The organism is Nocardia asteroides (assembly GCA_019930625.1).
GTDB classification, from domain to species: domain Bacteria; phylum Actinomycetota; class Actinomycetes; order Mycobacteriales; family Mycobacteriaceae; genus Nocardia; species Nocardia sputi.
On record CP082844.1, the window covers coordinates 4,992,393 to 5,015,756 of the forward strand.

The 23,364-nt window shown below is 68.6% G+C and carries 20 protein-coding genes and 1 pseudogene; 10 read left to right on the forward strand and 11 right to left on the reverse strand.

Features of this window, described 5'->3' with window-relative positions:
• Positions 1 to 4 precede the first annotated feature (4 nt).
• Both K8O92_22980 and K8O92_22985 read left to right on the forward strand, forming a co-directional pair.
• Positions 5 to 310 carry a hypothetical protein gene (locus tag K8O92_22980; protein UAK30742.1) on the forward strand — a complete coding sequence of 102 codons (306 nt, stop codon included), beginning with the start codon at positions 5 to 7 and terminating at the stop codon, positions 308 to 310.
• Positions 311 to 380: 70 nt separating this feature from the next.
• The gene (locus tag K8O92_22985) at positions 381 to 953 is read left to right on the forward strand and encodes a GNAT family N-acetyltransferase (GenBank protein UAK30743.1); all 573 of its coding nucleotides are present in this window, start codon (positions 381 to 383) and stop codon (positions 951 to 953) included.
• A 14-nt stretch (positions 954 to 967) separates the two neighbouring features.
• Here K8O92_22985 and fadD11 read toward each other — a convergent pair whose 3' ends face one another.
• The 6 genes from fadD11 to K8O92_23015 all read right to left on the reverse strand — a co-directional run bounded on the left by fadD11 (position 968) and on the right by K8O92_23015 (position 8,722).
• On the reverse strand, positions 968 to 2,809 hold the full coding sequence (gene fadD11, locus K8O92_22990) for a fatty acid--CoA ligase FadD11 (GenBank protein UAK30744.1): 1,842 nt from the start codon (positions 2,807 to 2,809) through the stop codon (positions 968 to 970).
• A gap of 69 nt (positions 2,810 to 2,878) precedes the next feature.
• Positions 2,879 to 3,754, reverse strand: a complete 876-nt coding sequence (locus K8O92_22995; protein UAK35888.1) for an SDR family NAD(P)-dependent oxidoreductase — start codon at positions 3,752 to 3,754, stop codon at positions 2,879 to 2,881.
• Entirely contained in the window at positions 3,754 to 5,220 is a 1,467-nt protein-coding gene (locus K8O92_23000; GenBank protein ID UAK30745.1) for an NAD(P)/FAD-dependent oxidoreductase, read from the reverse strand. The genes K8O92_22995 and K8O92_23000 overlap by 1 nt, the downstream gene beginning before the upstream one ends.
• Positions 5,217 to 6,683: an aldehyde dehydrogenase family protein gene (locus K8O92_23005; protein UAK35889.1), complete on the reverse strand. Its 1,467-nt coding sequence runs from the start codon at positions 6,681 to 6,683 to the stop codon at positions 5,217 to 5,219. The genes K8O92_23000 and K8O92_23005 overlap by 4 nt, the downstream gene beginning before the upstream one ends.
• A gap of 96 nt (positions 6,684 to 6,779) precedes the next feature.
• Positions 6,780 to 7,832, reverse strand: a complete 1,053-nt coding sequence (locus tag K8O92_23010; protein ID UAK30746.1) for a PDR/VanB family oxidoreductase — start codon at positions 7,830 to 7,832, stop codon at positions 6,780 to 6,782.
• Positions 7,832 to 8,722 (reverse strand): metal-dependent hydrolase, encoded by an 891-nt coding sequence (locus K8O92_23015; GenBank protein ID UAK30747.1) that lies wholly within the window; start codon positions 8,720 to 8,722, stop codon positions 7,832 to 7,834. The genes K8O92_23010 and K8O92_23015 overlap by 1 nt, the downstream gene beginning before the upstream one ends.
• Before the next feature lie 96 nt (positions 8,723 to 8,818).
• Here K8O92_23015 and K8O92_23020 point away from each other — a divergent pair, with 96 nt between their 5' ends.
• The 3 genes from K8O92_23020 (at position 8,819) to K8O92_23030 (ending at position 12,291) form a co-directional block, all read left to right on the forward strand.
• A complete protein-coding gene (locus K8O92_23020; protein ID UAK30748.1) occupies positions 8,819 to 9,451 on the forward strand; it encodes a TetR/AcrR family transcriptional regulator in 633 nt (210 codons plus the stop codon).
• A 144-nt stretch (positions 9,452 to 9,595) separates the two neighbouring features.
• Positions 9,596 to 10,120 (forward strand): hypothetical protein, encoded by a 525-nt coding sequence (locus K8O92_23025; GenBank protein UAK30749.1) that lies wholly within the window; start codon positions 9,596 to 9,598, stop codon positions 10,118 to 10,120.
• A gap of 611 nt (positions 10,121 to 10,731) precedes the next feature.
• Positions 10,732 to 12,291, forward strand: a complete 1,560-nt coding sequence (locus tag K8O92_23030) for an NAD(P)/FAD-dependent oxidoreductase (GenBank protein ID UAK35890.1) — start codon at positions 10,732 to 10,734, stop codon at positions 12,289 to 12,291.
• Between the two features lie 16 nt (positions 12,292 to 12,307).
• Here the strand turns inward: K8O92_23030 and K8O92_23035 are convergent, their stop codons facing one another.
• Genes K8O92_23035 through K8O92_23050 form a run of 4 tightly spaced genes read right to left on the reverse strand, consistent with a single transcriptional unit; the run spans position 12,308 to position 15,579 of the window.
• Entirely contained in the window at positions 12,308 to 12,661 is a 354-nt protein-coding gene (locus tag K8O92_23035) for a hypothetical protein (GenBank protein UAK30750.1), read from the reverse strand.
• Between the two features lie 34 nt (positions 12,662 to 12,695).
• Positions 12,696 to 13,643, reverse strand: coding sequence for an alpha/beta hydrolase (locus K8O92_23040; protein UAK30751.1), 948 nt, complete (start codon positions 13,641 to 13,643; stop codon positions 12,696 to 12,698).
• A gap of 18 nt (positions 13,644 to 13,661) precedes the next feature.
• Positions 13,662 to 14,420 carry a glucose 1-dehydrogenase gene (locus K8O92_23045; protein ID UAK30752.1) on the reverse strand — a complete coding sequence of 253 codons (759 nt, stop codon included), beginning with the start codon at positions 14,418 to 14,420 and terminating at the stop codon, positions 13,662 to 13,664.
• Positions 14,421 to 14,451: 31 nt separating this feature from the next.
• Entirely contained in the window at positions 14,452 to 15,579 is a 1,128-nt protein-coding gene (locus tag K8O92_23050) for an LLM class flavin-dependent oxidoreductase (GenBank protein UAK30753.1), read from the reverse strand.
• Positions 15,580 to 15,798: 219 nt separating this feature from the next.
• On the opposite strand from K8O92_23050, the gene K8O92_23055 reads away from it, so the two are divergent.
• The 4 genes from K8O92_23055 to K8O92_23070 are packed head-to-tail and all read left to right on the forward strand — an operon-like array spanning position 15,799 to position 19,891.
• Complete coding sequence (locus tag K8O92_23055; GenBank protein UAK30754.1) at positions 15,799 to 16,554, forward strand: glucose 1-dehydrogenase; 756 nt, start codon at positions 15,799 to 15,801, stop codon at positions 16,552 to 16,554.
• Positions 16,555 to 16,567: 13 nt separating this feature from the next.
• A complete protein-coding gene (locus K8O92_23060) occupies positions 16,568 to 18,280 on the forward strand; it encodes a 3-oxosteroid 1-dehydrogenase (GenBank protein ID UAK30755.1) in 1,713 nt (570 codons plus the stop codon).
• Positions 18,280 to 19,014, forward strand: a complete 735-nt coding sequence (locus K8O92_23065; GenBank protein UAK30756.1) for a glucose 1-dehydrogenase — start codon at positions 18,280 to 18,282, stop codon at positions 19,012 to 19,014. The genes K8O92_23060 and K8O92_23065 overlap by 1 nt, the downstream gene beginning before the upstream one ends.
• Positions 19,015 to 19,072: 58 nt before the next feature.
• Positions 19,073 to 19,891 (forward strand): SDR family NAD(P)-dependent oxidoreductase, encoded by an 819-nt coding sequence (locus K8O92_23070; protein ID UAK30757.1) that lies wholly within the window; start codon positions 19,073 to 19,075, stop codon positions 19,889 to 19,891.
• Between the two features lie 73 nt (positions 19,892 to 19,964).
• Here the strand turns inward: K8O92_23070 and K8O92_23075 are convergent, their stop codons facing one another.
• The gene (locus tag K8O92_23075; GenBank protein ID UAK30758.1) at positions 19,965 to 21,575 is read right to left on the reverse strand and encodes a FadD3 family acyl-CoA ligase; all 1,611 of its coding nucleotides are present in this window, start codon (positions 21,573 to 21,575) and stop codon (positions 19,965 to 19,967) included.
• Positions 21,576 to 21,880: 305 nt separating this feature from the next.
• Between K8O92_23075 and K8O92_23080 the strand changes: the two are divergent.
• Positions 21,881 to 23,242 (forward strand): annotated as a pseudogene (locus tag K8O92_23080) (pyruvate, phosphate dikinase).
• The last annotated feature ends 122 nt before the right edge of the window (positions 23,243 to 23,364 follow it).

The window sequence follows — 23,364 nt, forward strand, 5'->3', positions numbered from 1 at the left end:
GACCATGGAAGCTGACGATACGAGCCGAGCTGCACAACCAGCGGGCGCCGCGGCGAGCGGCGCACATCGGTCCGGCCGAGTCACCGGAGACGAGCTGCGCCGATTGCTGGCCACCGACGAACCGGACGCACGCTTGGTCCTGGAAGAGGGGCAAGTGAGGATCGAACACAGTGCTGGGCCGCAACCGCGCGGAATGCTCATCGTCTCGCGAGTCGAACTGGCCGACCGGCTCGGCGACGATCCCGACGCTACCGCACTGGCCGAAGCCGCCGCCGAGCTCGACGCCGAAGTCCGCCTCCGCGGCGCGTGAACCACCACGATCAACCCGCACCCGAACAATCGGATTGCACGGCCGTGCCTGTGAGCGCCACCATATCGGCATGGACATCGAGCCATGCTCGGCACTGGCACCGGGCGTCGGGCCACCGCAACGAATCGAGGTGGGAGAACTGTTGTTGCGGCGGTGGCAGCCGGAGGATCTGCGGCCGCGGCTCGAGGCCGTCAACGCGTCGTTCGACCTCATCCACCCGTGGATGGACTGGCTCGTCGTACCGGCGACACTGGACAGTCAACGCGCCTTCGGCCGGGAAACGGATGAAAGCTGGCCCAGCGCCGCCGGAAGTTTCAACTACGGGATCTTCGACGCAGGCGGCAACGTGCTCGGAGCGATCGGCCTGCACGACCGTCTCGGCTCGCGAGCTGTGGAACTCGGCTACTGGTGTCACGCCGCGCGGACCGGCCGCGGGGTGATCACCCGTAGCGCGGCCGCGTTGACCCGGGTCGCGTTGGCGCTGCCCGGCATCGACCGTGTCGAGATCCACTGTGACGAGGCGAATGTCCGCAGCGCCGCGGTCGCCCGGCGGCTCGGCTACCGGCTCGACCGGATCGAGCCACGCGAGAGGCGCGCGCCCGCGGAGTGCGGCCGCGGAATGTACTGGGTCAAGGAGCGCTGACCCCCGCGCCCTGGTCAGCTGGTCGCCACCGCCGCGTCCGCCGTCGTGGTGACCGGTCCGGTGGGCTCGTGAACACCGGGGCCGAGGTCCGGTGCGTAGAGTTCGGCGATCTCGGTGGCGTACTTTTCGGCGATCACCCGGCGCTTGAGTTTCATGGTGAGGGTCACTTCGTCGCCGCCTGCCTCCCAAAAGGTGGGCAGGACGCGGAACCGTTTGACTTGCTCCACCCGCGAGAGTCGACCGTTGCCCGCGGCGATGCCCGCCGCGATCTGCTCGATGACACCGGCGTCGGCCGCCAGGGCCGCCGCCGAGGGATCGGTCAGGTGGTGGCGCGCGGCGTACGGCCCGGCGGTCTCGGCGTCGAGGACGACCAGTGCGGTGTTGTAGGGCCTGCCGTCGCCGATGACCGCGATGGCCCCGATCAGCGGTGTCGCCACCTTGATCGCGTTCTCGATATTGGTGGGAGACATGTTCTTGCCCGCGGAGTTGATGATCAGCTCCTTCTTGCGGTCCACCACCCGCAGATATCCGTCCTCATCGATGGTGATCACGTCGCCCGTGCTCAGCCAGCCGTCGGAGTCGACCGCCTCGGCGGTCTTACCGGGTTCCCCGCGGTAGCCCTTCATCACGAGCGGGCCGCGGACGTGGAGTTCGCCGTCGTCGGCGAGCCTGGCCCGCATACCTGGCAGGAGCTTGCCCACGGTGCCGAGCCTGGCGTCCCGGGGGTGGCTGACGCTGCAGATGCAGGTGAGTTCGGACATGCCCCAGATCTCGGCGATCGGGATGCCGAGTCCGGCGAAGAATCCGAGCGTTTCGGCCGGGATGGGCGCGGCGCCGGACATCGCCCAGCGGACGCGGTCGAGACCGAGTTTCGCGCGCAGCCCCGACAGGACCAGTTGGTCGGCGCGCGCCCACTCGGCGGCTACCGAATCCGGGACCGGCTCCCCGTTCAATTGACGCGCACTGCGCTGCGCGGCGACCGCCAGCGCCCAGCGCAGCGCGGCTCGCCTCTCTTCATCGGTTTCGTCGGCGACCGCGAATTCGACTGCCGCTTTGAGCTTTTCCCACACTCGAGGCACCGCGCCCCAGATCGTGGGGTGCAGGTCGGCCAAGGCGCTGCCGATCCGGCTCGGGTCGGCGACGCAGGTGACCTGGGTGCCGAACACCTCCTGGAAGTAGAGCGCGGTCAGCCGGTCGGCGATGTGCGCGGTGGGCATATAGGAGGTGATGGTGTCCCCGAATCGGATTCCCAGCACTTGATCGACGGCGTAGCACTCGAACATCAGGTTCCCGTGGGTCGTCTCCACCCCTTTGGGATTGCCGGTGGTGCCCGAGGTGTAGATCAGCGTGGCCACGTCTTCGGCCCGCACTGCCCGCCAAACGGCCTCGAAGTCGAAGTTCCGGTCGCCCGCGGCGATCAGGTCGGCGACCGACAAGGTCCCTCGCGGTGCGTCGTCGAGGCAGACGATGTGGTCGAGTTCGACCCCGCTGGCGCGTACTCGCTCGACATATTCGGGTTCGCACAGCACCAGGCGGACACCGGCGTTGCCGAGGACGTACGCGATCTGCTCCGGCGACGCGGTGTTGTACACCGAGAAACTGGTCGCGCCGAGGTGCTGCGCCCCGACTTCGAGTGGATAGAACTCGATGCGGTTGGACATCATCAAGGCCACCGCGTCGCCGCGCCGCACCCCCAGCCCCGCCAATCCGGTGGCGACCGTCCGGACCTGCGCCGCGTAGTCGCGCCAAGTCAGAGTCGCGGCGTCCCCGGGAGTCCGAAGCGCGACCGCGTCGGGGTCGACGCTCGCGTTGTGTTGAAAGGCGGCGGGGAGTGTGTCGAAGCGTCGAGTACTCACGCAGGGATTCCCTTCGGATCAGAGGAAGCGTGCCGGCTGGATCGAGGTGGGTGGAAGGGTCGGGAGACGTCAGGACCGTGCTGTGCGGGCTTCCACCCTGCGCAGCAAGTCGTGGACCCGGGCGTCGCGGGCGAGGGCGTGGTCGAGGACGACGTTGATCGCGCCGCGCAGCAGGGCATAGGGCTCCCAGCCTGCCGGTGCGATGGTGCGCGCCGCGCGGCGCTCGATTCCGTCGGCGATGGTCCGGGCCGCGTGCGCGGCCGAGATCCGTACGTTCAACGGCCACGGCAGTAGATCGTCCAGCTCACGGCCGAGTTCGTCGTGATCGAGCGTGTCGTGCGTCATCCGGGTGTCGACGATGCCGAAGTAGGCGATGCCCGCGGTAGCGCCGAAAGGCGCCAGCTCCACGCGCAGCGCCCGGCCCAACTGTTCGACCGCCGCTTTGCTGATCATGTACGGCGCTCCGGCCATGCCGGGCGCGAACGCCGCGCACGAGGAGACCACGACCACGTGGCCACCGGCGGCGACGACGTGGTCGAGCGCTGGGCGCACCGTGTTGAACGCACCGGTGAGGTTGATGTCCATGACCCGATCGAAGTCGCGGCCGTCGAGGGTGCGCACCGTCGACGGACGAGGCACCACCCCCGCGTTGGCCACCACCACGTCCAAGCGGCCGAAATGGTCGGCGGCCCGGTCCACGACCGCTTCCATCGCCGAGCGGTCGGCGACGTCGGCGGCGACGGCCAAGGCCCGGTCGCCGAGCGCGGCGGCTGCCGCGGCGACGGCGTCGTGGTCGACGTCGACGAGGACGACCGCGGCCTGCCGCTCGTGCAGCATGACCGCCAGCTCGCGCCCGATCCCGCGGCCGGCGCCGGTGATCAAAGCGACCCGTCCCTCGACGGCATACCCGCGTCGCCCGCGAACGAAGGAGAGAAGGTCGCCCATCATCGGCTCACCTGGTAGACCGCGGTGTCGAACCGGCTGGTGCGGTGCCGGTATTCGAAGCTCCAGTTCGGGTAGAGACCGGCATTGAGACCATCCGGCGTCTGGTAGTAGCTCTGGCATCCGCCGGTGAGCCACACCGTCGACGAACTACGCCGGGCCATCTCCGCGACGAAAGCCGCCTGCGCCGCGGGCCGCACCTCGATCCGCCGCGCTCCGGCCGCGCGCGCGTTGCGCAAGGCGTCGACGATATAGGCGATCTGGGATTCGATCATGTAGATCGCGGACTGGTTGCCCGCGGCCCCGAAGGGTCCGAGCGTGCAGAAGAAGTTGGGAAACCCGGCGACCGTGACACCGAGATAGCTCTGCGGTCGCGTGCGGTAGAGCTGTGCCAGCGTTCGACCGTCGCTCCCGGCATAGCGCTCGTAGGCGCTGGGGATCGAGGTGAAACCGGTGCCGAAGATGATGGTGTCGACCGCGTGCTCGCTGCCGTCGCGCAGCAGGATCGAACGCGGACGGATCTCGGCGATGGCCTCGGTGAGGACTTCGACGTTCGGCTGGTCGAGCGCCGGGAGGTAGGTGTCGGAGAAAATGGCGCGTTTGCAGCCGATCACGTAGTCGGGGGTGAGCTTCGCGCGCAGGTCCGGATCGCGCACCTGACGCGACAGCTGCCATCGGCCCAGCGCTTCGTAGGGATGCCGGAAGCGTTGGTCGACCAGTGAGATGAGTCCGAACGTCTCGATCGCCGCGTAGAACCCGCCGCGAATCACGCGCTGCGCCAGCGGGATACGCCGGAGCAGACGTCGCTCCAGTTCGGACGTACGCCGATCCATGCGCGGGACGATCCACGGCGCCGATCGCTGCAACAGCAGCAACCGGGACACTTTCGGCTGGATCTCCGGTACGAACTGCACCGCGGAGGCGCCGGTGCCGATCACCGCGACCCGCTCACCGGTGAGATCGTGCTCGTGATCCCAGTGCAGTGAGTGGAACGCCGTGCCCGCGAAGGACTCGATGCCCGGCAGCGGCGGGTACTTCGCCTCGGCGAAAAGCCCGGTCGCCGAGAGCAGGAAGTCCGCGGTGAGCGTTCCTCGCGAGGTCTCGATCCGCCAGAGCGAACGCTTCTCGTCCCACCGGGCGTCGAGCAGTTCGGTGCCGAACCGGATGTGCCGGACGACATCGTGTTCGGTGGCCACCGCGCGGATGTACTCGAGGATCTCCCGCTGCCGCCCATAGGTGCGCGACCAGTCCGGATTGGGTGCGAACGAGTAGCTGTAGAGGTGGGACGGCACGTCGCAGGCACAACCGGGATAGGTGTTGGCGCGCCACGTACCACCGAGGTCGTCGGCTCGTTCGAGGACGACCAGGTCGTCGAATCCGGCCTCGCGCAGCTTGATCGCCAGGCCGATGCCGCCCAGTCCCGCACCGATGATCGCTATCGGTGTGTGCTCGATCGGATCGGCATTCACCGGCGCTTCCTTCCGTGCAGAACCGCCACGAGCAGGTCGACGATCGTGTCCACGCGGTGGTCCCGCCGGAACGATGTCAGCGGCAGCGGAGACGGGAAGCGCTGACGGGTGGCGGCTTTGGCGTAGGTGAACTCCCTGAGCCCGTCCGGCCCGTGGACGCGGCCGAATCCGGAGGCGCCAACGCCGCCGAGCGGCAGAGCGGGGATGGTGGCGTGCGCGACGAACGCGTTGATCGAAACGCCGCCCGCGCGAATGCGGTCGGCGATGTCGCGCCCGTGGCGGCGTGCGAAGACGGTTCCGCCCAGCCCGTACGCCCCGCGGTTGACCAGCTCGACGGCCTCGTCCATGTCCCGGACCTTGGTGACGGTGAGCGTGGGACCGAAGGTCTCCTCCGTCACCGCGGGTGCGTCCTCGGGGACGTCGACGAGGACGGTCGGCTGGACGAACTGACGATCGATGCCGTCCGGGCCTCCGAGCACGGCCCGGGCGCCACGGGCGATGGCATCCTCGACGTGGCGGCGAATGATCGAAAGCTGTTTCGGCATGGTGATGGGCCCGATCTTCGAATCCGCCGTGCCGGCCTCGATCCCGGTCGCCGCCGCCACCAGCTCGGCGAGGAACTCGTCGTAGACCTCGGCGTGGACGTAGACGCGCTCCACGGCCAGGCAGGTCTGTCCGGCGTTGGACAATCCGCCCCATACCGCCGCGTCGGCCGCGGCCTCGAGGTCGGCATCGGCGTCCACGATCAGCGCGTCCTTGCCGCCGCACTCCATCAGCACCGGGGTGAGATTCTGCGCGCACGCGGCCATGACGAGCTTGCCGGTGGCGGTGGAACCGGTGAACCCGATCTTCCCGACATCGCTGCGGCACAGCGCGTTCCCGGTAGGGCCGAGACCTGTGACCACCTGGAGGGCCGGTGCGGCGGGCGCAGTGCGAGCGAAGGCCTCCGCGAGCCAAAGCCCGACACCGGGGGTGTACTCGCTGGGTTTGAACACCACGGCGTTCCCGGCGGCCAGCGCGAACGAGATCGACCCGAGCGGAGTGAAGACCGGGTAGTTCCACGGTCCGATGACGCCGACCACTCCGAGGGGAAGATACTCGACCGAGGCCGCATGATTGAACGTCAGCATGCTCGACGGCACGCTCCGACGCCCCAGCACCTTCTCGGCGTTGGATGCAGCCCACCGCAAGTGTTCGAGGGCCATGGCGATCTCGAGCTTGGCGTCGGAGATCGGTTTGCCCATCTCCCGGTGCACGACCTGCGCCAATTCCGCGCGTCCCGAGGCGATTTCGGCGCGCCAGGCGTCCAGGTACCGAGCGCGTCCGGCGAAGCCGAGGCCGCGCCACCAGGCCGCGGCCTCGTGGGCGGTGGCGACGACGGCATCGACGTCGTGGCGGTCGTGGACCGGATAGGTGCCGACCACCTCACCGGTGGCCGGATCGCGCACGTCGAAGGTCGACACCGCGGGCTGTACGGGATTGTTCGTCGAGACTTTCAACGACTCGTCTCCCTCGATCGGCGACGGATAGACAACAGGCGTCCCTTTCGTTCAGCGGTCTCAGAGATCGACCACGAGGTGGTCGCCGGCGGCACGAGAGACGCAGACCAGCATCTGGTTCTCGCGTTCGGGCGCGGTGAGCAGGCGGTCACGGTGGTCGACAGCCCCGTCGACCACCGTGACCTTGCAGGTGCCGCAGAAACCCTGGCGACAGGAGTAGGGGGCGTTCGGCAGTGCGCGGTGGATCGCGGTGAGCGCCGATTCGTCGGCCCCGACCCGGACGGTGGCGCCGGTGCGGATCAACGTGAGGTCGAACTCGGCGCCGTCGACGACCGGGAGGGCGGAGAACCGTTCGGTGTGCAACGATCCGGTCGGGTTGAGTTCGAACATGCACCGCTGCGCCGCCTCGAGCATCGGTGGTGGTCCACACACGTACACCGCGGCGCCGGGTTCGGCGCGAGACAGCAGGGCGGCGACGTCGGGTGGACCGAATTCGTCGTCCGGCCGGATTTCGGCATCCGGCAGGTCGGCGAGAAACGGCATGGTCTCGCGGGAGCGGCCCACGTACACCAGGCGTCCACGCGTACCCGCCGCCTCGACCATCGGGAGGATCGGGGTGATGCCGATGCCACCGGCCAGGAACAGATACGACGGCGCGTCGATGAAAGTGAACGCGTTACGCGGCCCACGGATCCGCAGCGGATCGCCGACCCGCAGCGATCGGTGTATCTCCCGCGATCCGCCGCCGCCCTCGGGAATCAGCCGTACGGCGATGCGATAGCGGAAGCGGTCGGCCGGGTCGCCGCACAGGGAGTACTGGCGCTGTCGGCCCGACGGCAAGAACACATCCACGTGCGCCCCCGGTCGCCACGCGGGCAGCGGCCCGCCATCGGCCGCGCGCAGGGTCAGGCTCACCACGTCGGCCGCTTCGCGGGCGATGCCGGTGATCGTGGTGTCCAGATCGAATCCGGTGCGGCGCATCGCGTTCGGGCGCGACAGGAGCGCGGCGGCGCGGCCGGTGACGAACACCTTGCGATAAATGTCCATGACATCGCCGAGCAGACGTAATCCCGTCGGCGCCGCGCGGTCGGACACGGCCGGTGGTCCGCTCATCACCGCGCCGCCCGCGCAGCAGGCGAATGCGCCAGGTAGCGTAGCGCTTTGTCCATCGGGCCCAGCTGGGACGGATGGAATCCCGGCCGCAGATACCGCGGCATCTCGGTGAAGAACACCGTCCATTTCGGGATGACTCCCCGCCGGGTGGCGCTCCAGAACTGTAGACCCCAGAACCGGCCTTTCCGCGGCGACGGATCCTTCCGGTACAGATAGGCGGTCGAGACGATGAACAGCGGCAGCAACGTCGCGCTCGCCAGGATCGCCGTGCGAGCCTTTCGCGCATAGCTGCCGTCCAAGTGCATGAAGGCGTCGTAGACGACGCTGCGGTGCTCCACCTCTTCGGCGCCGTGCCACCGGACCAGGTCCAGCATCGCCGGATGCATGCCCTTCTCCTCGAGGATGTCGGCGTTGAGCAGCCAATCCCCGAGTACCGCGGTGTAGTGCTCCATTCCCGCGAACAGCCCCAGTCGTTCCTTGAGCCACTCGTCGCGCGCGCGTCCGGTCAAGCCGTGGTCTCCGAGGATGCGATCGACCAGCCAGGCGACTTTGGCGACGTAGGAGTCGACGTCCAAACCGATCGCTCGCAGATGCCTGCGCGCGGCTTCGTGACTGTTGGCGTGCATGGTTTCCTGCCCGATGAACCCCGTCACCTCCTCCCGCAATCGCTCGTCGTCGATGTGCGGGAGAGCTTCGGCCAGCGCCTGTGCCATGGCGCGTTCCCCTTCGGGTAGCACCAGGTGCATCACATTGACGATGTGGGTGGCCAGGGCTTCACCCGGCACATAGTGCATGGGCACGGAATCGAAATCGAAATGGACGTCGCGCGCGGTGATCGCATGCGCTTCGTCGCGATACCGGCGCTGGGTCGCGCCCGCCTGCTCAGCCATGACCCGACCGTACATAACTACAAATCATATTGCAATGTTGCAGCAACAACTAGGCTCGAATGTTGCAGAAAGGATCGGCTTTGCTAGCGTTGGCCTATGCCCACCGCGTCGAAGAGCCCTGCGAACAGCGAAAACGCTGCCAGTGACCTCGTCACCCGGATTCTGGACGCGGCCTTGGTCCTGTTCGAGCAGGTCGGTGTCAAGAAAACGACGATCGAGGAAGTGGCCAGGAAGGCGGGCGTCGACCGGGTGACCGTCTATCGCCACGTCGGGGGCCGCGACGACCTGGTGCAAGCCGTGATCAGTCGCGAGGTCGCCGCGGTACTCGCCGAAATCGCCCAGATCCCCGACCGCCACGACGATCTCGGCGATCTCGTCGCCGACATCTTCGTCACCGTCATCACCCGCTGGCGCACGAATCCGCTCGTCGACCGCATGCTGGCCCTGGAGCCCGCGCGTGTGGTCTTGAAACTCACCGTCGACGGCGCGGGACCCTTCGCGATGTCAGTCCATACCACCGACACCGCGCTCCAGCGCGCCGTCGAGCGGGGAATACTCCCGCCCGCTACGGATTTGACCACCCGTGCGGAAATCGTGTGCCGGATCGTCCACTCGCTGATCCTCGCCCCGCACGGGCTCACCGAACTGCGAACCGACCGGCAACTCGGCGATTTCGCTCGCACCTACCTGGTGCCCGTGGTGGCCGGACCCAACGTCCTGCCCGGCTGACATCCGAGCGCGCGAGACCCCCGCGCCGTCGTGCTGATGCGCGCGAATGCTCGGTTCCGGCGCGTCAACAGCTTTCGGCGACTTGTAGGGTTCGGGCAGCGCCGGAAGAATGTCCGGCGAAGGCGCGGAGGAAGGGACGGCGGGATGTCGGACGCTTCGGTCGAGGTCCTCCTGGACGACTTCGAGAACAAGGACAAGTGGGAGGTCGCGGCAGCGGGGGCGGACCGGACGCATCTGACGACGTTCGCCGAGGGCGCGCCGGGCAAGAGGCCCGGGGTGTACGCCGATGGCGTCGCGGGCGCCGACTACCGCGCGCTCGTGCTGTTGATCCGGTCGGCGACCGACGATCTCGAGGTCGAGCTCGACGTTCGGCCGGGGCAGTCCTTCTCGATCGCCGGACGGTTGGAAGCCTTGAGTCTGTGGGTGCGCTCGCCGCACGCCTCGATCCGGGTGTCCGCGCGGGTGCGCGGCGCAAGCCGGGACGAGCGAGAGCTGGACTTGGGGGACATCGCCGCGAACGCAGAGTGGCGACCTCTCACACGGGAACTCGCCGACCCGATGGACGACGCCGACCTCATAGCTTTGACGATCCGGCTCACCCAGGTAGTGAAGCGGGAAGGCGAAGTGATGATCCTGCTCGACGACCTGACCGCCCGTACGACGGCGTAAGAGCGACCGGCAACCCGCTGCCGCTGCAACCGCTTTGCTTCGGGCCGCTCTGCGAATGGTCATCGTGGGGGCCGGAAGCGATCACCCCGTGAGCCATCTGAAGTCTTTGCGGCTCACCCTGTCCAGCTTCTCCTGTCCCCGAAGTGCTTCGACGCGTGCGGATGTCGGCCGGAACGAGTAGTTGTCCATATGGCGACCCCGGGTGTGCCGCCGAACAGCGCCCCGACGAATCGTACCCACGCGCAACCTGTAGGCGCTCGGTGGCAATGTGCCCCCTGGGCTCGGCCGGTAGCTGCCTCGATGCTGACAATCCGCGGAGGGAACCGAACATTTCGGACCTGAAATTAGCTAGAAGTGTGCTGAGCTATGCGTGCCTCTCCTGCCGCTTCCCCGTGCCCGGAATCGCCCGGACGGTGATGAACGGTTCGTCGCGCATCGTCCCGCTGATCATGTCACATGCTTCCCGATGCGGCTCCGTGCTTCTGGCGCACTTGGCGTCGAAGAAGGCGACTTCATGATCTTGCCATCCAGACTGCTCCAGCCAACGAAGAGATGAGGTAGCTGCACGTTGACTATCTGCTGATCGTGAAGGAGGAGGGTTGGCGAACGCGATGAACTGCAAGGTGGCCGTCGTCGGCGCGGGCTTCGGTGGCATCGGGATGGGAGTCGCGCTACGACGCGCCGGGATCACCGATTTCGTGATTTTCGAGCGGGGTGGCGACGTCGGCGGTGTCTGGCGGGACAACACCTATCCGGGGTGCTCCTGCGATGTGCCGTCCCACTTGTACTCGTTCTCGTTCGCCCCGTATCGCAGTTGTCGCGTCCGGTTTCCGCGCCAACGGGAGATTCTCGACTACCTGCGCCAGGTTGCCGCCGACCACGGGTTGGGCCCGCATCTGAAGCTGGGTGTCGCGATCGAGGAGGCGACCTATCTGGAAGCCGAGGGCCGCTGGGAACTGACCACTTCCTGCGGGCAGCGCGTGCTCGCCGATGTGGTGATCTTTGCCGTGGGCCAGTTGCACCGGCCGAATGTGCCGGATTTCCCCGGTCGAGCCGATTTCGCCGGACCGTCCTTCCATTCCGCGCGATGGGACCACGACCAGGACTTGCGTGGGAAGAACGTGGCCGTGATCGGCACCGGCTCGAGCGCGGCGCAGATGCTGCCGACCCTGGCCGCGACGGCGCGTCACGTCCGCGTCTTCCAGCGCACGCCGCACTGGGTGCTGCCCAAACCGAGTTCCGGCTTCGGACCGGTCGCCCGAGCGGCGCTGCGGCTGCCGGGCGCCCACGGCCTCTACCGCCGGGCCCTGTACTACTGTGCCGACGTCGTGCTCACACCGATCATGCGCCGGGGCTGGTCGTCGCGGCCCGCCGAATGGGCTGCCCGGCGGTACCTGCACAGCCGGATCAGCGACCCGCGGCTGCGCGCGAAACTCACCCCCGGCTATCCCATCGGCGGCAAGCGCATAATCTTCGACAGCCACTATTACACGGCGTTGACACGCGAGAACGTCGACCTGATCACCGCCCCCATCACCCGGATCACCCGCGACGGACTACTCACCGCCGACGGCGCGCATCATCAGGCCGACGTGATCATCTACGCAACCGGCTTCCGCGCCCCGCAATTCCTGGTCCCGATCAGCGTGCGCGGACGTGGGGGAGTGCTCCTGCACGACCAATGGAACTCGGGCGCGACAGCCCTGCTGGGTGTGGCGGTTCCCGGCTTCCCGAATGCCTTCCTGATCGCGGGGCCGAACAGCTTCAACCCGGCAGGCAGTAACCCGGGTATGAAGGAACTCCAGATCGACTACATCATCCGGTGCCTGCGCTGGCGGGACCGGATCGGCGCTTCCGCTATCGAAGCCCGGGCCGCCGCGATGCGGGCGCACCAGCAGTGGATCGAACGAGCCGTCGCGACGACGGTGTGGCCCACCGTCGAGCAGAGCTGGTACAAGCACAGCAGCGGGCGGGTCACCAACCCCTGGCCTGCCTCGGCCCGTGCCTATGACCGCGCGTTGCGGCGACCGCCCGACGAATCGTTCCGCGCTGTCTCCCTCGATCCGGCGACGCCGGATCGCAAGCCTGCGCCACGAGCGAAGCGCGGGCGACCCCCAGCCGTGCCGGAGCGTTCCGAACCGGAACCGACTGCGGTGATCCGCACCGAATAGGGGTGTGCTCGACGGGTCAATGTCCTGATGCCACGGGCTCGTACAGGGCGATGTGCCAGGGAGAGCCGGGCGTCGGCTGTATGACCGCGCGGCGTTCGTGTGGTCCGGTGACCGGCTGCCCCGCCGCGAACCCGTTGGCGCGCACCCGGTTCAACGCGGATTCCAGGTCGTCTACCTTGATCGCGAGGAACGGGGTGTCGTCGTCGCGGTCGGTGCCCGCGAGCATGACACGGACGCCATCGCAGTCGAACTGGGCCCAGCGGTCGCCGTCTACGACGGTGGGCTCGGCGCCGAAGACGGCGCTCAGCAGTGCCACGGTGGCGGGTAGGTCGTCGGTGGGGTAGGCGGGGCTGAGCCGCTGGATCGTCATGGGGGCTCCGTAACAGTCGAAGGCGCAGGTTGGTTCAGCAATGTCCCGCCGCGCGTGCGCTGCGAATGGCCGCGTATGTGGCGGTGTTCGCCCGCACCGCCTCGGGCAGGTGGACGGCCATGCTCATGAAGCCATGGAACATGCCGTCGTAACGGTGGACTTCGGCCGCGACACCGGCTTGCCCGAGCCGCCGCCCGTAGTCTTCGCCCTCGTCGCGTAACGGATCGAACTCGGCGGTGACGATGTGTGCCGGAGGAAGTCCGGACACCTCGGCGCTGAGGGGGTTGACGTACGGGTCGGCGCCGTCGTGCGAGCCCAGGTACTGGCTCCAGTACCAGCGCAGGTGCGCGGCGGTGGTGAAGTAGCCTCCGGCGTTCTCGCGGTAGGAGTCGGTGGCGCACGCCGGGTCGAGCATGGGGTAGAGCAGTAGTTGGCGGGCGATCGGAGGACCGCCCCGGTCCCGTGTCATCAGCGCCATGACGGCCGCGAGATTGCCGCCCGCGCTGTCCCCGGCCACGACGAGGCGGGCGGGATCGCCACCCAACGACTCGGCATGGTCGGCGACCCAGCACAGCGCGGCGTAGGCGTCCTCGGCCGCGGCGGGAAACCGGTGTTCGGGCGCCTGCCGATAGTCCACCGACACCACGATCGCCCCCGCTCCGACGGCAATGGCCCGGCAGAACCGGTCATGGCTGTCGAGGCCGCAGAGCACGAATCCACCGCCGTGACAGAAGATCACGATCGGCGCCCGCCCCGCCGCGGCTGCGGGCCGATAGATCCGGACCCCGACCTCGGGTGCGCCCGGCGGGCCGGGAATCCGCCGCTGCCGTACCTGCGCGACGGGGATCGGCTCGAGGACGGGCGCTGGACGAGCGGCGAGCAGCCTGCGCGCCTCGGCGGCGTCGAGCACCGCGGTGCCCAGTTCGGGAAACGCGGCGCTCGCGGCATCGACGATCGCCCGCGCCTCGGGTGTCAGCGGCATCGTGCTTCGCTCCTTCGGCTATCGCTGCGCATCCGGCGGCAGGAACTTGCCCGCTGCCAGCCCGCCATCGATCGTCACTTCGGCGCCGGTGATGTAGGCCGAAGCGTCCGAGGCCAGGAACGCGACCAATTCGGCGACTTCCTCCGGCGTGCCGGTGCGTTGCAGCGGTAACGCCGGAAAGCTGCCCGGCCCGGTGGTCAGATACGGGACCATCGGAGTCGCGATCGGGCCCGGATGCACCGAATTGACCCGGATACCGGCCGGGCCCAGCTCGAGCGCCGCGGTCTTGGTCAGGCCGCGCAGTCCCCATTTCGAGGAACCATAGGCGGAGTGGCCCATCAGCCCCTCGAGGCCCGCCTGCGAGGAGATGTTGACGATCGAGCCACCCCCTGCTCGCGTCATCGGACCGACCGTCGCGTGGATGCCGCGGAACGGGCCGACCAGGTTGACGCGCAGGATCCGCTCGAGTTCCTCGGGCGAGGTCTCCGTGAGCGGCCCGGCGGTGTAGACGGCGGCATTGTTCACCAGGACGTCCAGCTTGCCGTAAGCCGAAATCGCCGCGTTCACAGCGGCATTCCAGTCGTCACCGCTGCTGACGTCGTGCCGGACGAAACGCGCCGCACCGCCGAGGGATTCGGACAGTTCCGTGCCCTCGGCCTCCAATACGTCGGTGATCACCACTCGGGCGCCGCGTTCCACGAACAACCGGGCTTCGGCAGCACCCTGTCCCCGGGCGGCCCCGGTGATCAAAGCGACTTTTCCGCTCAAATCGACCATGTCGAACTCCTCGATGTCTTCGGCGCGGGAATCAGTGGTTGCGGAAGTGGGGGATGACCTTCTCGCCCCAGTGCCGGATGGTCTCCAGGCAGGCCTCTTGCGGCACGGTGCCCATCTGGATGAGGCAGAGGATCTCGTCGGCGCCCGCGTCCTGCAGGCGCTCGACATAGGCGATCGCGTCCTCGGGGCTACCGTAGGCGTGTTCGACATTGAAGACCGAGGTGGCGCCGGTCCGCACCGGGATCTTGGCCTCGTGCAGGTAGGCCACATGGTCGTCGGCGGCCTGCTTGATGGCGGCGACCTCGTCCGCGTTCGGATCGACCGCCTCGTCGGGGGCGGGTCCCGCACCGTAGTAGTGCTTGATGGACTGCGCGAAGAAGCGCTGCCCGCGCGCGCCGATCTGCTGGGCCCTCTCCCGGTCGTCGAGGACGATGGTCGGGCACAGCGCCGCGAAGTGATCGTTCACGACGGTGGACACGAACCGCTCACCGGTGCGGACGGCGATCGCCTCGTCGTAGGTGCGCCGCAGATCCGCGATCTCCTCCACGCCCGCGAAACCGAGGACGAGCGCGCCGATTCCGTAGTCGGCGGCCATCTTCAGGGTGTCCTTCTTGGTGCAGGCCATGAACAGCGGCGGATGCGGCAACTGCTCCGGCCGCGGCAGTAGTGAGTGCGGTGAAACCTGCAAGAGCTCGCCGTGGTACTCGAATTCTGCTTCCGGGTCCTGCCACGCCTTGCCGATCATCCGCAGCGACTCCTCGACCTCCTGGTAGGTGCGCTCGGGGTCGACACCGCACATCGACGTCTCGACCGGCGTCGCGCCGCGACCCGCGCCGAGGTCGAGGCGGCCACCGGACAACACGTCGAGCATCGCGGCGCGTTCGGCCGCCCGCACCGGGTGGTTGAAGTGGAACGGCATGCACACCACGCCGTGGCCGATCCTGATCCGCTCGGTCTTGGCGGCCACCCAGGTCAGGAAGACCTCCGGTGCGCTCATGTGCGCGTACCACTTCAGGCCGTGGTGTTCGACCGCCCAGACGGTGTCGAACCCCATCCGGTCGGCGAGCACCGCCTGCTCGACACAGTCGCGCAGCACTTGGTGCTCGTGCTCGCGCGACGGGTCGGCCATCTGGGCTTCGAAGATCATCGAGAACTTCATCCGGTCTCCTTGTCGATCGCCCGATCCGGGCGAAATCCGGTTTCGTCGGGGTGGCTCGTCCCGGCGGGGGACGGCCGGAAGCTGTATGCCTAATCGAAATATGACCGCCGGAACCTCTCAGGTCAGGAGCTAGTCCCGCTGGCCGGGACCGTTCGGTGCCGGGCGCTTTCCCCGGTCCTAGCGTCGGTGGCGAATGACGGTCAGAGAGGACGGGAATCGGTGGGACAACTCGACGGCAAGGTGGCGCTGGTCACCGGCGGGGCGCGCGGTATGGGCGCCGAGCACGTGCGGCAGTTCGTCGCCGAGGGCGCGCGAGTGGTGTTCGGTGACGTGCTCGATCACGAGGGAACGGCGCTGGCCGCCGAGCTGGACTCCGCCGCGCGATACGTGCACCACGACGTGACCAGCGAGGCCGATTGGGCCGCCGCGGTGTCCGAAGCGGTCACCCATTACAGGCGGCTCGACGCGGTGGTGAACAACGCGGGCATCCTGCGTTTCGTCCCGATCGTGGAGATGGGCCTGGCGGACTTCACCACGATCATGGCGGTCAATGTCACCGGCACCTGGCTCGGCATCAAGACCGCCGCGCCGGTGCTGGCCGAGACCGGAGGTGGAGCAATCGTGAACGTCTCCTCCGTGGAAGGATTCGTCGGCGCCGCCGGTCTCTCGGCATACAGCGCCAGCAAGTTCGCGATCCGCGGCATCACCAAGTCGGCCGCCCGGGAGCTGGGCCACTTGGGCATTCGGGTCAACTCGCTGCACCCGGGTGGCATCGCCACGCCGATGACCGCGGGGGTGTCCGGAGCATCGGGCGTCGACGGCGACGACTTCTTCGCGAGCTTGCCGATTCCGCGCTGGGGGCAGCCCGCCGAGGTCTCCCGTGTGGCGGTGTTCCTGGCCTCGGACGCGGCCAGCTACTGCACCGGAGGCGAATTCGTCGTCGACGGCGGCATGCTCACCGGTTGCGGATACTGACGGAAGCGACGCGATGACTCAGGAATTCGAATTCGACGTGGTGGTCGTCGGTTCCGGCGCAGCGGGCATGACCGCCGCCCTGACCGCCGCCTACCGCGGCCTGTCGGTGACGCTGATCGAGAAGAGCCGATCCTTCGGCGGTTCCACCGCGCGTTCGGGCGGCGGTATCTGGATTCCCGACAACCCGGTCCTGCGGCGCGAAGGCGTGCCCGACAGTCCGGAGCTGGCCCGCACCTATCTCAAAGCGGTGGTCGGCGACCGGGTTCCGGAGGCCAAGCAGCGGGCGTTCCTCGATCGCGGGCCCGAGATGATGCGCTACCTGGGCGCTCGGAGCAAGCATTGGGAATTCGTCTACGACCGTGGCTATTCCGATTATCACCCGGAGTTTCCCGGTGGATCGGCCCAGGGACGCAGCATCGAGCCCGCGCCGCTGGACGGACGGCTGCTCGGCGGCGATCTGCACAAGATCAACCAGCCGACCATGTCCGGCCCGAAAGGAATCGCTTTCACCGTCAGCGACTTCCACGACCTGAACATGATCGCCCGCACCTGGGCAGGAAAGCGCACCGCGATGAAGGTTGGTGCGCAGGCGGTGCGCAACAAGCTGCTGGGGCGGCTGCCGCTGAGTCTCGGCAAGGCGCTCGCGGCCCGGCTGTGGCTGTCGCTGCGCGACGCCGGGGTGCCGGTGTGGCTGAACACGCCGCTGACCGAACTCCTCACGGAGGGTGACGCGGTGGTCGGCGTGCGCGCCGAGCACGACGGGAGGCCGGTGGTGATCAAGGCGCGCCGCGGCGTGGTGCTGGCGGCCGGCGGCTTCGAGCACAACCTGGAGATGCGCAAGCAGTACATCAGCGGTCCCCAGTCCACCGACTGGACTGTCGGCGCCACCGAGAATGTCGGGGAGGGCATCGTCGCGGGCCAGAAGGTAGGTGGTGCGGTCGATCTCATGGACGACGCCTGGTGGGGCCCGTCCGTGCGCAACCCCGACGGTCCGCCGTTCTTCTGTCTGGCCGAGCGTTCACAGCCCGGCGGCATCATGGTCAACCACGCCGGTGAACGATTCGTCAACGAATCGGCCCCGTATGTGAACGTGGTGCACAAGATGTACGAGCGGGAAGCGGACGGCGGCGGGCACATTCCGGCGTATTTCATCATGGATCAGCGCTTCCGGGACCGGTATCTGTTCCTGGGGAACTTCCCCAAACGTCCTCTTCCCCGGAAGTACCTGGATGCGGGGATCATCTCCCAGGCCGGGACCCTCGCCGAGCTCGCGACGAAGATCGGTGTGCCCGCAGGGACGCTGGCCGCGACGGTGCAGCGGTTCAACCGCTTCGCCCGTGCAGGTCGCGACGAGGACTTCCGGCGTGGCGATTCCGCCTACGACCGCTACTACGGCGACCCGACCGTGCGGCCCAATCCCTGTCTCGCCCCGATCGAGCAGGGTCCCTTCTACGCGGTCGAGATGGTGCCGGGCGACCTGGGCACCAAGGGCGGTTTGGTCACCGACGAGCACGCTCGCGTCCTGGACGCCGACGATCGCCCGATCGCGCGTCTGTACGCGGCGGGGAACAACTCGGCCTCGGTGATGGGCAACGACTACGCGGGTGCGGGCGCGACCATCGGTCCCGCCATGGTCTTCGGCTACATCGCGGCCGACCACATCGCGGGCGGCCGGCCCGGCGGCACCGCGCGGTCGACGGATACATCCATTGAAGGAGAGGTCTGATGGGACGGGTCGAGGGCAGGAACGTCATCGTGACCGGCGGCGCCCGGGGGATGGGCGCGGCCTTCGCGCGGCGGCTGGTTGCCGAAGGCGCCACGGTGGTGATCACCGACGTCCTGGTGGACGAAGGTGTCGCGCTGGCTTCCGAGCTGGGCGGCGACGCCGCGACCTTCCTCCCGCTCGACGTCACCGACGAGGCGGCGTGGAACGACGTGGTCGCCTATACGGAGAAGGCCTTCGGGCCGGTCTCGGGCCTGGTCAACAACGCGGGCATCGTGCACGTCGATCCGATCGAGAAGCTGTCGGAAGCCGACTTCCGCAAGGTGATCGACGTCAACCAGGTCGGGGTGTTCCTCGGCATGAAGGCGGTGCTGGGGTCCATGCGCCGGGCCGGAGGCGGCTCCATCGTCAATATCTCCTCGATCGGCGGCATCATCGCCTTCTCCGGCATCCTCGGCTACACCGCCTCCAAGTGGGCGGTGCGCGGCATGACCAAGACCGCCGCGCAGGAGTTCGCTGCCTACGACATTCGCGTCAACTCGGTGCATCCCGGCGTCGTCGCCACGGAGATGACCGCCGATTCGGCGCGTTCGCAGGGTATGTCGGGCAACCAGCCGATCCGCAGGCCCGGCCGCCCGGAAGAGCTGGCGAATCTGGTGCTGTTCCTGATCAGCGACGAGTCCAGCTTCAGCACCGGCTCGGAATTCGTGGCCGACGGCGGCTACACCTCCCTGTGACAACGCCCGGCAGGGCAAGCCGGCGGGCCGACCGCCGATCGAGACAAGGAATCAACCCGTGAAGAATTTCGAGGGCAGGACCGCGGTGATCACCGGCGCGGGCGCCGGAATCGGCCGGGCATTGGCGGTCGAGCTCGCCCGCCGCGGCGCCCGTCTGGCGCTGTCGGGCCGTCACGCGGACAACGTCGCCGAGACCGCGGCGCTGTGCGCGGCGGAGGGCGCGCAAGCCCGCGCCTACGAACTCGACGTGACCGACCGGGACGCGGTCTACCGCCACGCCGACGAGGTGGCCGAGGACTTCGGCCGGGTCAACCTGGTCGTCAACAACGCCGGAGTCTCGCTGACCGCGAACGTGGAAGAACTCAGCTGGGCGGACTTCGAATGGATCGTGGGCATCAACTTCTGGGGCGTCGCGCACGGCACCAAGGCGTTCCTGCCCCACGTCATCGCCTCCGGTGACGGGCACATCGCCAACGTGTCGAGCATGTTCGGCCTGGCCGCGTGCCCCAGCCAGGGCGCCTACAGCGCAACCAAATTCGCGATCCGGGCTTTCACCGACGCGCTGCGGCAGGAGATGAACATCGCCGGGCACGCGGTGGGCGTCAGCAGCGTGCACCCCGGCATGATCAAGACCGAGATCGCCTGGAAGGCGCGGGCGGGCGGCGATCGTGATCGCGACGCCTTGGCCGCCAACTTCGACCGCCTGGCCAAGACCACCCCCGAGCACGCCGCGCGGGTCATGGTCGACGGCATCCGCAAGAACAAGGCGAAGATCTTGATCGGCACGGACGCGCGCGTGATCGACTGGCTGCCAAGGCTGTTCGGTGCCGGATACCAGAAGATCCTCACGGCTCAGATGAAGAACGAAGTCGCCTAGAACAACGGCCTCGCCGTGTCGGCGCGGTCGGTCGCGTTCATGGCCGGGATCCGAGGCCACTGCGCTGAGCGGTTCAGCGCGGTGGCCTCGCCGCGCGGTCACGAAGGACCTGTTTGAGAACCTTTCCGCCGGCGTTGCGGGGCAGGGACTTCACGAACTCGATGCGTCGCGGGACCTTGTAACCGGCCATGTGCGTGCGGGCCCACCCGGTGATCTCCGCCGCCGCGATGGTCGCGGGACCGGTGCGGACGACGAAGGCGCAGCCCACCTCGCCGAGCCGGGGATCGGGAACGCCGACCACCGCCGCTTCACGGATCGCCGGGTGTGTGAGGAGGATCCGCTCGATCTCGGCGGGATAGGCGTTGAAGCCACCGACGATGAACATGTCGGCGAGGCGGTCGGTGATGCGCAGGTAGCCGTCGGCGTCCATGGTGCCGATGTCGCCGGTGCGCAGCCAGCCGCCGGAATCCACGGCCGCGATGGTGGCCTGCGGATCATCGAGATAGCCGTGCTTGACGTTGGCACCGCGAACGACGACTTCGCCGGGCGCACCGGCCGGCACGGGCCGACCGGATCCATCCACGACGCGCACCCGCACGCCCGGCAGGGCCCTTCCCACCGTTGTCGCGACCAGGTTCGGCGGCGCATCGGGGGAGCAGACCGTCGCGATGCCGGTCGACTCGGTCAGCCCGTAGCCGGTGAAGACCTTTTCGACGCCCAGATCACGGCGGATGCGTTCCACCAGCCCGGTCGGCACGCTCGAAGCACCCGTACCCGCCAGCCGCAGTGACCTCAGATCGTGGGTGATGGATCGGCCGTCGGAGAGCAAATCGTGGAAGAGCGTAGGGGGACCAGTGAGCACGGTGATCCGCTCGCGTTCGATGACGCCACAGATCCGCTCCGGATCGAAGCGGCCCACCGGCACCATGGTGGCGCCCCGCAGCAGGCACGCGATGACCCCCGCCTTGTAGCCGAAGGTGTGGGAGAACGGGTTCACCAGCAGATATCTGTCGTCGCCGCAGAGAGTGACGGCATCGGCCCACCGGGTGAACGCCACGATCGTCTGCCGGTGGGTGGCGGGCACACCCTTCGGCGCACCCGTGGTGCCGGAAGTGAACAGAATGTCGGACATGGATTCCGGGTCCACGGACGCACTCCGCGCCTCGGCCTCCGCCGGGGGTATCTCGGCGCCGAGCGCGAGAAACCGCGGCCACGAGAGGTGATCGCGCCTGTCCTCGGATGCCTGATCGAGGAGGACGGTGGTCCGCAGCTCGGGCAGAGCGCGCCCGGAATCCCGCAGCATCGCCGGGTAGTCGGTGCCGAGGAACTTACCCACGGTGAACAGCATGCGGCACCGGCTGCGGGCGAGGAGGTCGGCGGCCTCGTCACCGCGTAGCCGAGTGCTGAGCGGGACCAGCGCCGCCCCCGCACCGAGCACGCCGAGCGCGGCGATCACCCATCGCGCGCCGTTGGGCGCCCAGATCGCTACCCGTTCGCCGGGCCGCACTCCCGATCGCGACATCATCGCCTGCGTGACTCGCCGGGCCGCCGCGGCGAGTCCGGCGTAGGTGAGCTGTCCCCGCGCGGTCACCATCGCGATGCGCGCGCCGTCGCGCCGCGCCCGATCGGCCAACACCGCCGGGATCGTCGCGAGCTCACCGGTCGCTTCGCGCCGTCGATCCATGCGGCGATGGTGGCGCACCAGCTGGGCGAGCGGTGGCGATCAGCCTCGAATATCCCGCTGACCGGGAATCCTCCCTCCCTGCGGCCCGCTCGGCCCCTCACGCGGATCGCCGCACCCGGGTGCCAGGCGCGGGTGTCCATCCTGCTCAGCGGGACCACGGCTACGGCAGGCGGCCGCGAGCCCGGCAGGCTCGAATCGGGCGACAAGTGTGCGCGCCGCGGTTCGCGCCCGGCAGGACACGGTCCGGCGGACGAGATCCGAATCGCGCGCAGGCGCGGACCGTTCAGTGATTGCTAAGGAGTGACATGACCACCGGAGCAGAGCTAGTGGAGCGAAACGACGAGGCAGCGAGCGCGGCGCCGGTCATCGAACTCGACGGCGCCTGTTCGCTGTCCAGGGAACGCATCGGCGGCAAAGCATGGAGCGTCAACCGCATGCGCGCACTCGGTCTTCCCGTGCCGCCCGCGTTCGTGATCACCATCGACGGGTGGGCCGACTTCTCGGCGCGCGGGGTGATCGGCGAGGGCACCTGGCATGCGATCCGTGCGGGCATCGCCGCGCTGGAACACGGCACCGGACGAACCTTCGGAGCAGGCGCCCGTCCGCTGTTGGTGTCGGTGCGTTCGGGCGCCGCGGTGAGCATGCCGGGAATGATGGACACGGTGCTGAACCTCGGCATGAACGAGCCCGTCGCGCAAGCGTTGGCGGCCGAGACCGGTAACCCGGACTATGCGGCGGATACCAGGGAGCGCTTTCGTACGCAGTACCGCGAAACCGTGCTGGGTGCTCCCGCCGGTGCGGTGCCGGAGGATCCGTGGGAGCAGTTGCGGGCGGCCATCAGCGCCGTCTTCCGGTCCTGGGATTCGCCCCGGGCGCAGACCTATCGGCGCAATCGCGGTGTGCCCGCGACCTTGGGCACCGCGGTGACCGTGCAGGCCATGGTCTTCGGCAACCTCGACGAGTACTCCGGCACCGGCGTGCTGTTCAGCCGCAACCCGAACACGGGAGAACGCGCGATGTTCGGCGAATGGCTGGTCGGCGGCCAAGGCGAGGACGTGGTATCGGGTCGGACCACCCCACGACCGCTCGACGAACTGGCCACCCTGTTGCCGCAGGTGCACAGCCGGCTCGTCGCGGCGGCCGAGTTGTTGGAACGCGACGGCCGCGATATCCAGGACATCGAATTCACCGTCGAGTCCGGCACCCTGTGGCTGTTGCAGGCGCGCCCCGCCAAGCGGTCGGCACGGGCGGCCGTGCGGGCCGCGGTCACGATGGCCGAGGAAGGACTGATCGGCACGGACGAGGCATTGCGCCGGGTCACGGCCGACCAGGTGCGGGCCGTGCTGCGTCCGGCGACCGGGGAGTACACCGGGACGCCACTGGCGCGCGGCGAATCCGCGTGTCCCGGACTGGCCTCGGGCGTGGTCGTCGGCGATCCGCACGAGGCGGAGCGCCGTGCGGAGGCCGGTGAGGACATCATCCTGGTGCGCCCGACCACCAGCCCCGACGACCTGCACGGCATGATCGCCGCCCGGGCGATCGTCACCGGGCTGGGCGGCGTCACCTCGCACGCCGCGCTGGTCAGCCGCGAGATCGGCCGACCGTGCGTGGTCGGTTGTGGTCCCGGTGTCGTCGCGGCGCTGGCCGGCCGAGTGGTGACCGTGGACGGCGGCGCGGGCACGGTGTGGCCGGGCCGTGTCGAAGGCAAACCCGTCGACGCGAGCACCCTCGCGGATGTCGGCCGGTTGGCAGGCTGGGCGGGCACCGGCGTCGACGAGTTGTCGGCGTG

Bases quoted from the DNA above. Each gene is read 5' to 3' on its own strand.
- K8O92_22980 (UAK30742.1), top strand. From the start codon at position 5: ATGGAAGCTGACGATACGAGCCGAGCTGCACAACCAGCGGGCGCCGCG.
- K8O92_22985 (UAK30743.1), top strand. From the start codon at position 381: ATGGACATCGAGCCATGCTCGGCACTGGCACCGGGCGTCGGGCCACCG.
- K8O92_22995 (UAK35888.1), bottom strand. From the start codon at position 3,754: ATGGGCGACCTTCTCTCCTTCGTTCGCGGGCGACGCGGGTATGCCGTC.
- K8O92_23010 (UAK30746.1), bottom strand. From the start codon at position 7,832: ATGAGCGGACCACCGGCCGTGTCCGACCGCGCGGCGCCGACGGGATTA.
- K8O92_23015 (UAK30747.1), bottom strand. From the start codon at position 8,722: ATGGCTGAGCAGGCGGGCGCGACCCAGCGCCGGTATCGCGACGAAGCG.
- K8O92_23020 (UAK30748.1), top strand. From the start codon at position 8,819: ATGCCCACCGCGTCGAAGAGCCCTGCGAACAGCGAAAACGCTGCCAGT.
- K8O92_23025 (UAK30749.1), top strand. From the start codon at position 9,596: ATGTCGGACGCTTCGGTCGAGGTCCTCCTGGACGACTTCGAGAACAAG.
- K8O92_23030 (UAK35890.1), top strand. From the start codon at position 10,732: ATGAACTGCAAGGTGGCCGTCGTCGGCGCGGGCTTCGGTGGCATCGGG.
- K8O92_23035 (UAK30750.1), bottom strand. From the start codon at position 12,661: ATGACGATCCAGCGGCTCAGCCCCGCCTACCCCACCGACGACCTACCC.
- K8O92_23040 (UAK30751.1), bottom strand. From the start codon at position 13,643: ATGCCGCTGACACCCGAGGCGCGGGCGATCGTCGATGCCGCGAGCGCC.
- K8O92_23045 (UAK30752.1), bottom strand. From the start codon at position 14,420: ATGGTCGATTTGAGCGGAAAAGTCGCTTTGATCACCGGGGCCGCCCGG.
- K8O92_23050 (UAK30753.1), bottom strand. From the start codon at position 15,579: ATGAAGTTCTCGATGATCTTCGAAGCCCAGATGGCCGACCCGTCGCGC.
- K8O92_23060 (UAK30755.1), top strand. From the start codon at position 16,568: ATGACTCAGGAATTCGAATTCGACGTGGTGGTCGTCGGTTCCGGCGCA.
- K8O92_23065 (UAK30756.1), top strand. From the start codon at position 18,280: ATGGGACGGGTCGAGGGCAGGAACGTCATCGTGACCGGCGGCGCCCGG.
- K8O92_23075 (UAK30758.1), bottom strand. From the start codon at position 21,575: ATGGATCGACGGCGCGAAGCGACCGGTGAGCTCGCGACGATCCCGGCG.